The following is a 13,766-nucleotide window of genomic DNA, read 5'->3' as shown; positions in this document are numbered from 1 at the left end:
CCTCAAGTAATTATCGATTAATTCCGATCTCTCTTTCACTAACTACAGTTCTCATACGAGCAATTGCTTTACGTACTTCGCGGATGCGAGCAGTGTTCTCTAATTGTCCTGTAGCAAGTTGAAAACGAAGATTGAATAATTCTTCTTTTAAAGCTTTTACTTTTTGTTCAATTTCAGCAGTGGTTAATTCACGAATTTCATTAGTTTTCATTAGATTCACCACCATTTTCTTCACGTTTTACAAATTTACATTTGATTGGTAACTTGTGAGCAGCAAGACGTAATGCTTCACGTGCTACTTCTTCAGATACCCCTGCAATTTCAAACATGATTTTACCAGGCTTAACAACTGCTACCCAACCTTCTGGAGCACCTTTACCGGAACCCATACGTACTTCTAGAGGTTTTGCAGTATATGGCTTAGAAGGGAAAATTTTAATCCATACTTTACCGCCACGTTTCATATAACGAGTCATTGCACGACGTGCTGCTTCTATTTGACGGTTTGTAATCCAAGAAGCTTCAAGAGCTTGTAAACCGAATTCACCAAATGCTACTTCTGTGCCACCTTTAGCACGCCCACGCATTTTGCCACGGTGCTCTCTGCGATATTTTACGCGTTTAGGCATTAACATATTTATTTTCCTCCTTCCACAGCTTTCTTTTTCGTAGGAAGGACTTCTCCACGATAGATCCATACTTTTACGCCAAGTTTACCGTATGTTGTATCTGCTTCAGCAGTTGCATAGTCGATATCAGCACGAAGTGTATGAAGTGGAACAGTTCCTTCGCTGTAAGATTCTGCACGAGCGATATCTGCGCCGCCTAGACGTCCAGAAACTTGAGTTTTAATACCTTGTGCGCCTGCACGCATTGTACGTTGAATTGCTTGTTTTTGTGCACGACGGAAAGATACACGATTTTCTAGTTGACGAGCGATGTTTTCAGCAACTAATTTTGCATCAAGATCTGCTCTTTTGATTTCTAAGATATTGATGTGAACACGCTTGCCTGTTAATTGGTTAAGGGCTTTACGAAGGGCTTCAACTTCTGTACCACCTTTACCAATTACCATACCAGGTTTTGCAGTGTGAACTGTGATGTTTACGCGATTTGCAGCACGCTCAATTTCTACTTTAGAAACTGCTGCATCTGCTAAACGAACGTTGATATACTCACGAATTTTAATATCTTCGTGTAATAATTCAGCGTAGTCTTTTTCAGCGTACCATTTAGATTCCCAATCGCGAATAATACCTACGCGAAGACCTACTGGACTAACCTTTTGACCCATCGATTATCCCTCCTTCTTTTCTGATACCACGATTGTGATGTGGCTTGTGCGTTTGTTAATTTGGCTTGCACGTCCCATAGCACGTGGACGGAAACGTTTTAAAGTTGGACCTTCATCAACGAATGCTGTAGTAACAACTAAGTTGTTTACATCCATTTCATAGTTATGTTCTGCATTTGCAATTGCAGAATTTAAAACCTTCTCTACAACTGGAGAAGCAGTTTTTGGTGTATGGCGAAGAATTGCGATTGCTTCACCAACTTGCTTTCCTCGAATTAAATCTACTACTAGACGTACCTTACGAGGAGCAATACGAACTGTTCTCGCTACTGCTTTAGCTTGCATTGGAGTGCCTCCTCTCATTATCTTCTAGTTTTCTTGTCATCAGCGTCATGACCTTTATACGTACGAGTAGGTGCGAACTCACCTAATTTGTGACCAACCATGTCCTCTGTAACGTATACTGGCACGTGTTTACGACCATCATAAACAGCGATTGTATGACCGATGAATTGTGGGAAAATTGTTGAACGACGAGACCAAGTTTTGATAACTTGTTTTGATTCAGTTTCATTTAACTTTTCAATTTTAACCATTAAATGATCATCAATAAATGGTCCTTTTTTCAAGCTGCGGCCCATGTTTGTACCTCCCTTCGTGATTGACGTACGGTTCTAATGAACCGTACTACAACCCCGTTATTTTTTACGACGACGAACGATAAACTTATCAGAACCTTTGTTTTTCTTACGAGTCTTGAATCCAAGAGTTGGTTTACCCCATGGAGACATTGGAGACTTACGTCCGATAGGTGAACGACCTTCACCACCACCGTGTGGGTGATCAACTGGGTTCATTACAGAACCACGAACTGTTGGACGTTTACCTAACCAGCGAGAACGACCAGCTTTACCGATATTAATAAGTTCATGGTGTTCGTTACCAACTTGACCGATTGTAGCACGGCAAGTAGCTAAAACTAAGCGTACTTCTCCAGAAGTCAAACGTACTAATACGTATTTACCTTCTTTACCAAGTACTTGTGCAGAAGTTCCTGCAGAACGTACTAATTGTCCACCACGACCTGGCTTAAGCTCGATGTTATGGATTACAGTACCTACTGGAATGTTTATAAGTGGTAGAGCGTTACCTACTTTAATATCCGCTTCAGGACCAGACATAACTTCCATGCCTACTTGTAGATTCTTTGGAGCAAGGATATAACGCTTTTCTCCATCTACGTAGTTAATTAACGCGATGTTTGCAGAACGGTTTGGATCGTACTCGATTGTAGCAACGCGTCCAGGAATACCATCTTTATCGCGCTTAAAGTCGATGATACGGTATTGGCGTTTATGTCCGCCACCTTGGTGACGTACAGTAATTTTACCTTGGTTATTACGACCAGCCTTTTTGTTTAAAGGCGCTAAAAGTGATTTTTCCGGTGTGCTAGTAGTGATTTCAGCGAAATCAGAAGCTGTCATCCCACGGCGACCGTTAGACGTTGGTTTGTACTTTTTAATTGCCATCTCAGTTTCCCTCCTTCTCTTTTAAGAATTAAACACCTTCAAAGATTTCGATCTCTTTGCTGTCAGTTGTTAATTTAACGATAGCTTTTCTGCGACGGTTAGTAAAACCAGTATGACGACCTACACGCTTATATTTAGGCTTGTAGTTCATGATGTTTACTTTCTCTACCTCTACGCCAAAAATAGCTTCGATAGCATCTTTAACTTCTGTTTTATTAGATTTTACATCCACATCAAAAGTGTATTTTTTTTCAGCCATCATTTCCATAGTACGTTCAGTGATAACTGGGCGCTTAATAATATCACGAGGATCTCTCATTATGCAAGCACCTCCTCTACTTTTTCCACTGCTGCTTTTGTCATGATTAATTTATCATGATGAAGCACATCTAACACGCTTACTCCGTTTGCAGTAACTACAGCTACTCCAGGAATATTACGAGCAGATAATGCAACCGCTTCGTTTACATCTGCAGTTACGATTAAAGCTTTCTTCTCAACAGATAATCCTTTCAGGATAACTGTCATATCTTTTGTTTTTGGTGCATTTAATACTAAATCTTCAAGAACGATTACGTTGTTCTCAAGTACTTTAGTTGATAATGCAGATTTGATCGCTAAACGACGAACCTTCTTAGGTAATTTATAAGCATAAGATCTTGGAGTAGGTCCGAATACAATACCGCCGCCGCGCCATTGTGGGGAACGAATAGAACCTTGACGTGCACGTCCAGTTCCTTTTTGACGCCATGGTTTGCGTCCTCCACCACGTACTTCAGAGCGAGTTTTAACTTTATGTGTACCTTGACGTAAAGATGCTTGTTGCATAATTACTGCATCAAAAAGTACAGCTTCATTTGGTTCAATACCGAAAATAGAATCAGCTAGTTCGATTTCACCAACTGTAGAGCCAGTTTGATTAAATAACGTTACTTTTGGCATTGGTTTTCCTCCTTTCTTCTAGAAAATTACTTGCCTGTTTTAACAGTGTTACGAACAATCACGAAAGATTTTTTAGCGCCTGGTACATTACCTTTTACTAAAAGTAAGTTGCGTTCTGCATCAACTTTCACGATTTGTAAGTTTTGTACTGTGATTTGATCTCCGCCCATGCGTCCAGCAAGTTTTTTACCTTTAAATACACGGTTTGGAGCAACAGGTCCCATTGAACCAGGACGACGGTGGTAACGAGAACCGTGAGACATAGGTCCGCGAGATTGTCCGTGGCGTTTAATTACACCTTGGAATCCTTTACCTTTAGAGATTCCTGTTACATCTACTTTATCGCCTGCAGCGAAAGTTTCTACTTTGACTTCTTGACCAACTTCAAACTCTTCAACGTTTGCATCGCGAATTTCGCGAACGAAGCGCTTAGGAGCAGTGTTAGCTTTAGCAACATGTCCTTTTTCAGGTTTATTAGCTAATTTTTCACGCTTATCAGCAACACCTAACTGAATAGAATTATATCCATCAGTTTCAATAGTCTTCTTTTGAAGAACCACGTTTGGAGTCGCTTCGATAACTGTTACAGGAATTAATTCCCCGTTTTCAGTAAACACTTGAGTCATACCGATCTTTTTTCCTAAGATTCCTTTGGTCATGAGTCACACCTCCTACATATTAAAATTGTCTATTATAACTTAATTTCGATATCTACACCAGATGGTAAATCTAAACGCATTAAAGAATCTACTGTTTGTGGAGTAGGATTCACGATGTCGATTAGACGCTTGTGTGTACGCATTTCGAACTGCTCACGAGAATCTTTATACTTATGCACCGCACGTAAAATCGTGTAAACATTCTTTTCAGTCGGCAACGGAATCGGTCCAGAAACTGTTGCACCTGAACGTTTAGCTGTTTCAACGATTTTTTCTGCAGATTGATCAAGGATACGGTGATCGTAAGCTTTTAAACGGATACGAATTTTTTCTTTTGCCATTATTTTCCCTCCTTCTTCGCCTATTTTAGAAATAGACATTTCTCCATGGAAATTTCCTCACGCTCGCCATGGCAAAGCGGCCGGGCGTGTCAGCAACCTTCCACTTCATCGCAGTCAAAGACCAACATTGTCTATTATACAATAAAATAATAGGATATGCAACAGCAAATTAGGTGTTTTCCTTCATTGCCGTACTTTTTGTATTATACATGGTCTCAAATAGCTTTGCAAGTTATCTTCTGTTTTGATTTCACATGCAGTTTTTGGAATTACTTTTTCACTGCTAGCTTTCATATATTTCATAATGATTTCCCTAATAAAAAAAGAACCCAGTAACAACTAGGTTCTTTTTAAAGGAATTACTCAGTGATTGTAGCAACTACGCCAGCGCCTACTGTACGGCCGCCTTCACGGATTGAGAATTTAGTTCCTTCTTCAACCGCGATTGGAGCGATAAGTTCTACTACCATTTCGATGTTGTCGCCAGGCATAACCATTTCAGTACCTTCTGGTAATTGGATGATACCAGTTACGTCAGTTGTACGGAAATAGAATTGCGGACGGTAGTTAGTGAAGAATGGAGTGTGACGTCCACCTTCTTCTTTAGATAGAACGTAAACTTCTGCTTTGAACTTAGTGTGTTGTTTAACAGAACCTGGTTTTGCAAGAACTTGTCCACGTTGGATATCGTCACGAGCTACTCCACGAAGAAGAGCACCGATGTTGTCTCCAGCTTGTGCTTGATCAAGAAGCTTACGGAACATTTCCACACCTGTTACAGTTGTGTTTTTAGTTTCTTCCATAAGACCAACGATTTCTACTACGTCACCAACTTTAACGATTCCACGGTCTACACGGCCAGTAGCAACTGTACCACGACCAGTGATAGAGAATACGTCCTCAACTGGCATTAAGAATGGTTTGTCAGTGTCGCGCTCTGGAGTTGGGATGTAAGCATCAACTTCAGCCATTAATTCATGAATTTTACCTTCCCACTCTGCATCTCCTTCAAGAGCTTTAAGAGCAGAACCTTTTACTACTGGAATATCGTCGCCAGGGAAGTCATATTCAGATAATAGGTCACGAACTTCCATTTCAACTAATTCTAATAATTCTTCGTCGTCTACCATGTCACATTTGTTTAAGAATACTACAAGGTATGGTACACCTACTTGACGAGAAAGAAGAATGTGCTCACGAGTTTGAGGCATTGGACCGTCAGCAGCAGATACTACTAAGATCGCGCCGTCCATTTGAGCAGCACCAGTGATCATGTTTTTAACATAGTCAGCATGGCCTGGGCAGTCAACGTGTGCATAGTGACGAGTTTCAGTTTCGTACTCTACGTGTGCAGTAGAGATTGTGATACCGCGCTCTCTTTCTTCTGGAGCAGCGTCGATTTGATCGTATCCACGTGCTTCAGCACCACCAGCTTTTGCAAGAACTGTAGTGATAGCAGCAGTTAAAGTAGTTTTACCATGGTCAACGTGTCCGATTGTACCAATGTTAACGTGTGGTTTAGAGCGTTCGAATTTAGCTTTACCCATTGGAAAATCCTCCTTAGAATTTAAATAAATAGTAGAGTTTCTTTATATGATGCTATGAAAGAGAAGCTTCTCTTTCATAGCCTACATAAGTAGTTATAATGGAACAATTGATAAAAATCAATTATTGACCTTTATTTTTTTTGATAATTTCTTCAGAAATAGAACGTGGAACCTCTTCATAATGATCGAATACCATTGAGAATGTTCCGCGACCTTGCGTGTTAGAACGTAAGGATGTTGCATATCCAAACATTTCAGAAAGTGGAACCATCGCACGAACTACTTGTGCATTTCCGCGAGCTTCCATACCTTCTACACGACCACGACGAGAAGTGATGTCGCCCATGATATCTCCAAGATACTCATCAGGGATTACAACTTCTACCTTCATCATCGGCTCAAGAAGAGCTGGGTTACATTTAGAAGCCGCTGCTTTTAATGCCATAGATGCAGCGATTTTAAATGCCATTTCAGAAGAGTCAACATCATGGTAAGATCCATCAACTAATGCAGCTTTTACGTCTACTAGCGGATAGCCAGCAACTACACCGTTTTTCATTGCATCTTCAAGACCTGCTTGTACAGCTGGGATGTATTCACGAGGAACTACCCCACCCACGATTTTGTTTGCAAATTCAAAACCTTTACCTTCTTCATTTGGCTCGAACTCAATCCAAACGTGACCGAATTGACCACGACCACCAGATTGACGCGCAAACTTACCTTCAACACGTGCTGCTGCACGGAATGTTTCACGGTAAGCTACTTGCGGAGCACCAACGTTAGCTTCTACTTTGAACTCGCGACGCATACGGTCAACGATGATGTCAAGGTGAAGCTCACCCATACCGGAGATGATCGTTTGACCAGTCTCTTGGTCAGTATGAGCACGGAATGTTGGATCTTCTTCAGAAAGCTTAACTAATGCTGTACCCATTTTATCTTGGTCAGCTTTAGATTTAGGTTCGATAGCTACAGAGATAACAGGCTCTGGGAATGTCATAGACTCAAGAATTACTCGATTCTTTTCATCACATAGAGTGTCACCAGTTGTAGTATCTTTTAAACCTACAGCTGCCGCAATATCACCAGAGTAACATACAGAAATCTCTTGACGAGAGTTTGCATGCATCTGTAGGATACGGCCTAAACGCTCACGCTTACCTTTTGTAGAGTTAATTACATAAGAACCAGCTTCAGCTTTACCAGAGTAAACGCGGAAGAATGTTAACTTACCTACATAAGGGTCAGTCATGATTTTGAATGCTAATGCAGAGAATGGACCTTCATCATCAGCTGGACGAGTCACTTCTTCGTCAGTATCAGGAACGATACCTGTGATAGCAGGAACATCAACCGGAGATGGAAGGTAATCAATTACTGCATCCAACATTAATTGAACACCTTTGTTTTTGAAGGCAGAACCACACACTACTGGGTAGAATTCTACGCTTAGTGTAGCTTTACGGATAGCAGCTTTTAATTCTTCTACCGTAACTTCTTCACCTTCAAGATACTTCATCATTAGTTCTTCATCATAATCAGCTAACGCTTCAATTAAAGAACCACGAAGTTCTTCTGCTTTATCTTGGTATTCAGCAGGGATTTCTCCTACTTGAATATCAGTACCTAAGTCATTTGAATAGAAATGCGCTTTCATTTCAACAAGGTCGATAATAGCAGAAAACTCATTTTCAGCACCAATTGGTAATTGAATTGGATGAGCGTTTGCTTGTAAACGATCATGCAATGTTTTTACAGAGTATAAGAAGTCCGCACCAATTTTGTCCATTTTGTTAACGAACACAACACGTGGAACCCCATAAGTAGTTGCTTGTCGCCAAACTGTTTCTGTTTGCGGTTCTACGCCTGATTGAGCGTCAAGAACTGCTACAGCACCATCAAGTACACGTAAAGAACGTTCTACTTCTACAGTAAAGTCTACGTGTCCTGGTGTATCGATAATGTTTACACGATGACCTTTCCATTGAGCCGTTGTTGCAGCAGAAGTGATTGTAATACCACGTTCTTGCTCTTGCTCCATCCAGTCCATTGTAGCAGCGCCTTCGTGAACTTCACCGATTTTGTGTACACGACCTGTGTAGAACAAAATACGTTCAGTAGTAGTCGTTTTACCAGCATCGATGTGAGCCATGATACCAATATTACGAGTCATGTCTAAGGAGAACTCTCTTGTCATACGGTATTCTTACTCCTTCCTTTTTTGGAGTTTATTTTAAATTGTCACAGCATAAATACCGCTTCATTCACCATACATGATAAGTATAACTATTAAACATCCGTATTATGTAAATGGACGTTCATTAAAGGGAGAGAACTTTCGGTCCTCTCCACACTTTCACGAACGATAAATAAGGCAGTTTTATACAAGCAACAAAATTAATTTCAATCCTACCAGCGGTAGTGAGCAAACGCTTTGTTAGCTTCTGCCATTTTGTGAGTGTCCTCACGCTTTTTAACAGATGCACCAGCATTGTTAGCTGCATCTAGAATTTCGTTAGCTAAACGCTGTTCCATAGTTTTTTCACCACGAAGACGAGCGTAGTTTACTAACCAACGAAGTCCTAAAGTAGTACGACGCTCTGGGCGAACTTCTACAGGAACTTGGTAGTTAGCACCACCAACACGACGAGCGCGTACTTCAAGAACAGGCATGATGTTCTTAAGAGCTTGCTCGAATACTTCCATAGGATCTTTCCCAGTACGATCACGTACGATGTCAAATGCATTATAAAGAATAGCTTGTGATTTACCTTTTTTACCATCAACCATCATTTTGTTGATTAAACGAGTTACAAGCTTGGAATTATAAATAGGATCTGGTAATACATCTCTCTTTGCAACAGGTCCTTTACGAGGCATATTTATTTCCTCCTTTCAGCACAATATTTTTATTATTTCTTAGGAGCTTTTGGTCTCTTAGTACCGTATTTAGAACGACCTTGCATACGGTTGTTAACACCAGCTGTATCAAGCGCACCACGAACGATGTGGTAACGTACCCCTGGTAAGTCTTTTACACGGCCGCCGCGAATTAATACTACGCTGTGCTCTTGTAGGTTATGTCCAATACCAGGAATATAAGCAGTTACCTCAATACCATTTGTTAAACGTACACGAGCATATTTACGTAATGCTGAGTTCGGTTTCTTTGGAGTCATTGTACCAACACGAGTACATACACCACGTTTTTGTGGAGCAGACAAATCAGTTGATTTTTTCTTTAATGAGTTGAAACCTTTATTTAACGCAGGTGATTTAGATTTCCATACTTTATCAGTACGACCTTTTCTTACTAATTGGTTAATAGTAGGCATCAATTTATCCTCCCTTCACATCTTTATAAGACCACACATCCAGGTGGTTCATTATTAGTTGAAAACAAAGTTTTTGCAAGGAGGGGGTAATCCCCGCCTCACAAAAACAGTTTTAACTGACTATTCCTACTGCAGAAGCTCCTACTTGAATTCCACATGCTTTTCCAAGCTGCTTCATGGAGTCCACTTTTGAAACAGGTATATTTAACTGGCTTGCAAATTCCGCCACATTATGCACTAAGTGATAATCAGCATCTTCTGCAACGACCACCTCATTAATTATACCTTTTTTTAACGCCTGTAATGTTTGTTTTTTACCGACAACTACATTTTTGGCATTTGATACTTTTTCATAAGACACGTTACATCCTCCAAAGCATCACTCTTTAGGAGCAACCTTGCTTATATTAACATTTTGTTTTATATACTGTCAACTATCGAAGTGATATTTCGAAAAAAATTATACTGGAAGTTTTTAACTTTCCACATAAACCTCTTTTACCTCACTGTTTAGGTCTTCAGGAGATTTTTTCACAAGATCCACTCGACGATAACGGTTCATTCCTGTACCAGCAGGAACCAACTTACCGATAATTACGTTCTCCTTCAAACCAAGAAGTTCATCACGCTTACCTTTAATTGCAGCATCCGTTAAGACACGAGTCGTTTCCTGGAATGATGCAGCAGACAAGAATGAATCTGTTTCAAGTGAAGCTTTTGTAATACCAAGAAGGACTGGACGAGCTGTAGCCGCTTGTTTTCCTTCAAGTAATACTTTTTTGTTAGCATCTGTAAACTGATGAATATCAAGTAAAGTACCAGGTAGTACATCAGTTTCACCCGCATCCATTACACGTACCTTGCTCAGCATTTGACGAACCATTACTTCAATATGCTTATCGCCGATTTCTACCCCTTGCATGCGGTATACTTTCTGTACTTCACGAAGCAAGTACTCCTGTACTGCTGTAATATCTTTTACTTTTAAAAGCTCTTTCGGATCGATAGAACCTTCCGTTAACTCTTGGCCGCGTCCTACCTTCTGACCTTCGGCAACTTTTACGCGAGCACCATATGGAATTGCATATGAACGGGCTTCTACATCACCTTGAACTACTATCTCTTGACGTTCTTTCACATCATTAATTGCAGCAATAACACCGTCAATCTCCGTAATAACAGCTTGACCTTTAGGGTTACGTGCTTCAAACAACTCTTGAACACGCGGTAAACCTTGAGTAATATCGTCTCCCGCTACACCACCTGTATGGAATGTACGCATCGTCAACTGTGTACCTGGTTCTCCAATAGATTGTGCCGCAATAATACCCACAGCCTCTCCAACTTCTACGTCAGAACCGGTAGCTAAGTTACGTCCGTAACACTTCTTACATACACCGTGACGTGTATTACATGTGAAGGCAGAACGAATCGTTACCGATTGAATGCCGCTATCTTCGATTATACGAGCGATGTCTTCTGAAATTAATTCATTTTCACTTATAATTACTTCTCCCGTTTCCGGATGTCTCACAGTTTTTCTTATGAAACGACCTACTAAGCGATCGTATAGCGGTTCAATAACTTCATTTCCTTCTTTAATAGCTGCTATTAATAAGCCTCTGTCTGTACCGCAATCATCTTCACGAACGATAACATCCTGAGCTACGTCTACAAGACGTCTTGTTAAGTAACCAGAATCGGCAGTTTTAAGTGCTGTATCAGCAAGACCTTTACGAGCACCGTGTGTAGAAATGAAGTATTCTAATACTGTTAAACCTTCACGGAAACTTGATTTAATCGGAAGTTCGATAATACGACCGGATGGGTTTGCCATCAAACCACGCATACCCGCAAGCTGTGTAAAGTTCGACGCGTTACCACGCGCACCAGAATCACTCATCATGAAGATTGGATTGCGCTTATCTAATGTTTTCATTAGCTTGCCTTGAATTACATCCTTAGCATTACTCCATATAGAAATAACTCGATCGTAACGCTCTTCTTCCGTAATTAAACCACGACGGAATTGTTTCATTACTGTATCAACTTTTGTTTGCGCTTCTTTTAAAAGCTCCTCTTTCTCAGCTAAAACGATGATATCAGCTACCCCAACTGTAATACCAGCTTTTGTAGAATGTCTGAACCCTAAGTTTTTCATGCGATCCAGCATGCGAGAAGTTTCGGTGATTTTAAAGCGTTTGAATACTTCTGCGATGATGTTACCAAGGATTTTCTTTTTGAATGGTGCAATTTCATCGCGTTCTGCAAGAATTTGCTTTACATCTGCACCTTTTGGAACAAAGTACTGCTCAGGTGTTTCTTTTTCTAAGTTCGTTTGTGTCGGTTCATTAATGTAAGGGAAAGATGTAGGTAAAATTTCATTGAAGATCATCTTACCAACAGTAGTCAATAACAACTTTCCTTTTTGCTCTTCGGTAAATGTTTCATTATTTAAAGAGCCTGCCGCTACAGCGACACGAGTATGCAAGTGTACATATCCATTTTGGTACGCAATCAATGCTTCATTTGTATCTTTGAAAACCATACCTTCACCAACTGCACCTGCTCGCTCCATCGTTAAGTAATAGTTTCCTAAAACCATATCCTGAGACGGTGTTACTACAGGTTTTCCATCTTTCGGATTTAAGATATTCTGTGCTGCAAGCATAAGAAGACGCGCTTCTGCTTGTGCTTCTGAAGATAATGGAACGTGAACAGCCATCTGGTCTCCGTCAAAGTCTGCGTTATATGCAGTACATACAAGCGGGTGTAGACGAATAGCACGTCCTTCTACTAACGTAGGCTCAAACGCTTGGATACCAAGACGGTGAAGCGTTGGAGCACGGTTAAGTAGAACAGGATGTTCTTTAATGACAGATTCCAATACATCCCATACTTCTGGTTGTACGCGCTCAATCTTTCTTTTCGCACTCTTAATATTATGAGCTAATCCTTTTTCTACTAGCTCTTTCATTACGAATGGCTTGAATAACTCTAATGCCATCTCTTTCGGTAAACCACACTGATACATCTTTAAGTTCGGTCCTACAACGATAACAGAACGACCAGAGTAATCAACACGTTTTCCTAGTAAGTTTTGACGGAAACGTCCTTGCTTACCTTTTAGCATATGAGAAAGAGATTTTAATGGACGGTTTCCTGGTCCAGTAACAGGACGGCCACGACGACCATTATCAATCAATGCATCAACTGCTTCTTGCAGCATACGTTTTTCATTTTGAACGATAATGCTAGGTGCACCCAAATCTAACAAACGTTTCAAACGATTGTTCCGATTAATAACACGACGGTACAAATCATTTAAATCCGAAGTAGCGAAACGTCCACCATCTAACTGTACCATCGGACGAAGTTCCGGTGGAATAACTGGTAATACATCTAGTATCATCCAGTCTGGATTGTTTCCAGAATTACGAAATGCTTCTAACACTTCTAGACGTTTAATGGCACGTGTACGACGTTGTCCTTGTGCCGTTTTTAACTCTTCCTTCAGGAAATCTACTTCTTTATCTAAGTCGATATCTTGTAAAAGCTTTTTAATGGCTTCTGCACCCATAGAAGCTTGGAATGTACTTCCATATCTTTCACGGTATGCACGATACTCCTTCTCGGAAAGAAGCTGTTTCTTCTCAAGCGGCGTATCTCCATTTTCTGTTACAACATACGAAGCAAAATAGATGATTTCTTCAAGAGCCCGAGGGGACATGTCTAAAACAAGCCCCATCCGACTCGGGATTCCTTTAAAATACCAAATATGAGATACAGGCGCAGCTAATTCAATATGACCCATACGCTCACGACGTACTTTTGCACGTGTAACTTCTACACCGCATCGGTCACAAACTACACCCTTGTAACGAACACGCTTATATTTTCCGCAATGACATTCCCAGTCCTTTGTAGGACCGAAAATGCGTTCGCAGAATAAACCGTCTTTTTCTGGCTTTAACGTACGATAGTTAATTGTTTCTGGTTTTTTCACTTCACCATATGACCAAGAACGAATCTTATCTGGTGAAGCAAGTCCAATCTTCATATATTCAAAGTTGTTTACATCTATCAAGGGGCCTACCTCCCTTTCAACCTTCAGGT

Annotated in this window: 16 protein-coding genes; all 16 read right to left on the bottom strand. The window is 40.5% G+C overall.

Annotated features, from left to right (window positions below; all coding sequences use genetic code 11):
* Window positions 1–10 precede the first annotated feature (10 nt).
* Window positions 11–211 (bottom strand): 50S ribosomal protein L29, encoded by a 201-nt coding sequence (gene rpmC / locus J7Q84_RS15650; protein WP_209095803.1) that lies wholly within the window; start codon window positions 209–211, stop codon window positions 11–13.
* Window positions 201–635, bottom strand: a complete 435-nt coding sequence (gene rplP / locus J7Q84_RS15645; protein ID WP_209095802.1) for a 50S ribosomal protein L16 — start codon at window positions 633–635, stop codon at window positions 201–203. The genes rpmC and rplP overlap by 11 nt, the downstream gene beginning before the upstream one ends.
* 2 nt (window positions 636–637) lie before the next feature.
* Complete coding sequence (rpsC, locus tag J7Q84_RS15640; protein ID WP_209095801.1) at window positions 638–1,294, bottom strand: 30S ribosomal protein S3; 657 nt, start codon at window positions 1,292–1,294, stop codon at window positions 638–640.
* A 3-nt stretch (window positions 1,295–1,297) separates the two neighbouring features.
* Entirely contained in the window at window positions 1,298–1,639 is a 342-nt protein-coding gene (gene rplV, locus J7Q84_RS15635; protein ID WP_209095799.1) for a 50S ribosomal protein L22, read from the bottom strand.
* 17 nt (window positions 1,640–1,656) lie between these two features.
* Window positions 1,657–1,935 carry a 30S ribosomal protein S19 gene (gene rpsS / locus J7Q84_RS15630; protein ID WP_209095797.1) on the bottom strand — a complete coding sequence of 93 codons (279 nt, stop codon included), beginning with the start codon at window positions 1,933–1,935 and terminating at the stop codon, window positions 1,657–1,659.
* 57 nt (window positions 1,936–1,992) lie between these two features.
* Complete coding sequence (gene rplB / locus J7Q84_RS15625) at window positions 1,993–2,823, bottom strand: 50S ribosomal protein L2 (protein WP_209095795.1); 831 nt, start codon at window positions 2,821–2,823, stop codon at window positions 1,993–1,995.
* A 28-nt stretch (window positions 2,824–2,851) separates the two neighbouring features.
* Window positions 2,852–3,142, bottom strand: coding sequence for a 50S ribosomal protein L23 (rplW, locus tag J7Q84_RS15620; RefSeq protein WP_209095793.1), 291 nt, complete (start codon window positions 3,140–3,142; stop codon window positions 2,852–2,854).
* Complete coding sequence (gene rplD, locus J7Q84_RS15615; RefSeq protein WP_209095791.1) at window positions 3,142–3,765, bottom strand: 50S ribosomal protein L4; 624 nt, start codon at window positions 3,763–3,765, stop codon at window positions 3,142–3,144. Before rplD ends, rplW begins: the two co-directional genes overlap by 1 nt.
* Window positions 3,766–3,791: 26 nt before the next feature.
* Window positions 3,792–4,424, bottom strand: coding sequence for a 50S ribosomal protein L3 (gene rplC / locus J7Q84_RS15610; protein ID WP_209095789.1), 633 nt, complete (start codon window positions 4,422–4,424; stop codon window positions 3,792–3,794).
* Window positions 4,425–4,456: 32 nt separating this feature from the next.
* Entirely contained in the window at window positions 4,457–4,765 is a 309-nt protein-coding gene (rpsJ, locus tag J7Q84_RS15605; protein WP_209095787.1) for a 30S ribosomal protein S10, read from the bottom strand.
* Between the two features lie 359 nt (window positions 4,766–5,124).
* Window positions 5,125–6,312: an elongation factor Tu gene (gene tuf / locus J7Q84_RS15600; protein WP_209095785.1), complete on the bottom strand. Its 1,188-nt coding sequence runs from the start codon at window positions 6,310–6,312 to the stop codon at window positions 5,125–5,127.
* Window positions 6,313–6,433: 121 nt separating this feature from the next.
* Window positions 6,434–8,512 (bottom strand): elongation factor G, encoded by a 2,079-nt coding sequence (fusA, locus tag J7Q84_RS15595; RefSeq protein ID WP_209095784.1) that lies wholly within the window; start codon window positions 8,510–8,512, stop codon window positions 6,434–6,436.
* 212 nt (window positions 8,513–8,724) lie between these two features.
* Entirely contained in the window at window positions 8,725–9,195 is a 471-nt protein-coding gene (rpsG, locus tag J7Q84_RS15590) for a 30S ribosomal protein S7 (protein ID WP_209095782.1), read from the bottom strand.
* 32 nt (window positions 9,196–9,227) lie between these two features.
* Complete coding sequence (gene rpsL, locus J7Q84_RS15585) at window positions 9,228–9,650, bottom strand: 30S ribosomal protein S12 (RefSeq protein ID WP_209095780.1); 423 nt, start codon at window positions 9,648–9,650, stop codon at window positions 9,228–9,230.
* A gap of 112 nt (window positions 9,651–9,762) precedes the next feature.
* Window positions 9,763–10,011 (bottom strand): 50S ribosomal protein L7ae-like protein, encoded by a 249-nt coding sequence (locus J7Q84_RS15580; RefSeq protein WP_209095778.1) that lies wholly within the window; start codon window positions 10,009–10,011, stop codon window positions 9,763–9,765.
* A 114-nt stretch (window positions 10,012–10,125) separates the two neighbouring features.
* Window positions 10,126–13,737: a DNA-directed RNA polymerase subunit beta' gene (gene rpoC / locus J7Q84_RS15575; RefSeq protein ID WP_209095776.1), complete on the bottom strand. Its 3,612-nt coding sequence runs from the start codon at window positions 13,735–13,737 to the stop codon at window positions 10,126–10,128.
* Window positions 13,738–13,766 lie beyond the last annotated feature (29 nt).

Origin of the sequence: Bacillus sp. 165 (assembly GCF_017742235.1) — a bacterium.
Lineage (GTDB): Bacteria > Bacillota > Bacilli > Bacillales > Bacillaceae_G > JAGHKQ01.
This window is presented reverse-complemented; position numbering and strand designations above follow the sequence as displayed.

Excerpts from the sequence above, each read along its gene's own strand:
- rpsS (WP_209095797.1), bottom strand. The coding sequence starts at position 1,935 with ATGGGCCGCAGCTTGAAAAAAGGACCATTTATTGATGATCATTTAATG.
- rplP (WP_209095802.1), bottom strand. The coding sequence starts at position 635 with ATGTTAATGCCTAAACGCGTAAAATATCGCAGAGAGCACCGTGGCAAA.
- rplD (WP_209095791.1), bottom strand. The coding sequence starts at position 3,765 with ATGCCAAAAGTAACGTTATTTAATCAAACTGGCTCTACAGTTGGTGAA.
- rplB (WP_209095795.1), bottom strand. The coding sequence starts at position 2,823 with ATGGCAATTAAAAAGTACAAACCAACGTCTAACGGTCGCCGTGGGATG.
- rpmC (WP_209095803.1), bottom strand. The coding sequence starts at position 211 with ATGAAAACTAATGAAATTCGTGAATTAACCACTGCTGAAATTGAACAA.
- fusA (WP_209095784.1), bottom strand. The coding sequence starts at position 8,512 with ATGACAAGAGAGTTCTCCTTAGACATGACTCGTAATATTGGTATCATG.
- rpsJ (WP_209095787.1), bottom strand. The coding sequence starts at position 4,765 with ATGGCAAAAGAAAAAATTCGTATCCGTTTAAAAGCTTACGATCACCGT.
- rpsC (WP_209095801.1), bottom strand. The coding sequence starts at position 1,294 with ATGGGTCAAAAGGTTAGTCCAGTAGGTCTTCGCGTAGGTATTATTCGC.
- tuf (WP_209095785.1), bottom strand. The coding sequence starts at position 6,312 with ATGGGTAAAGCTAAATTCGAACGCTCTAAACCACACGTTAACATTGGT.
- rplV (WP_209095799.1), bottom strand. The coding sequence starts at position 1,639 with ATGCAAGCTAAAGCAGTAGCGAGAACAGTTCGTATTGCTCCTCGTAAG.
- rpsL (WP_209095780.1), bottom strand. The coding sequence starts at position 9,650 with ATGCCTACTATTAACCAATTAGTAAGAAAAGGTCGTACTGATAAAGTA.
- rplW (WP_209095793.1), bottom strand. The coding sequence starts at position 3,142 with ATGAGAGATCCTCGTGATATTATTAAGCGCCCAGTTATCACTGAACGT.
- rplC (WP_209095789.1), bottom strand. The coding sequence starts at position 4,424 with ATGACCAAAGGAATCTTAGGAAAAAAGATCGGTATGACTCAAGTGTTT.
- rpsG (WP_209095782.1), bottom strand. The coding sequence starts at position 9,195 with ATGCCTCGTAAAGGACCTGTTGCAAAGAGAGATGTATTACCAGATCCT.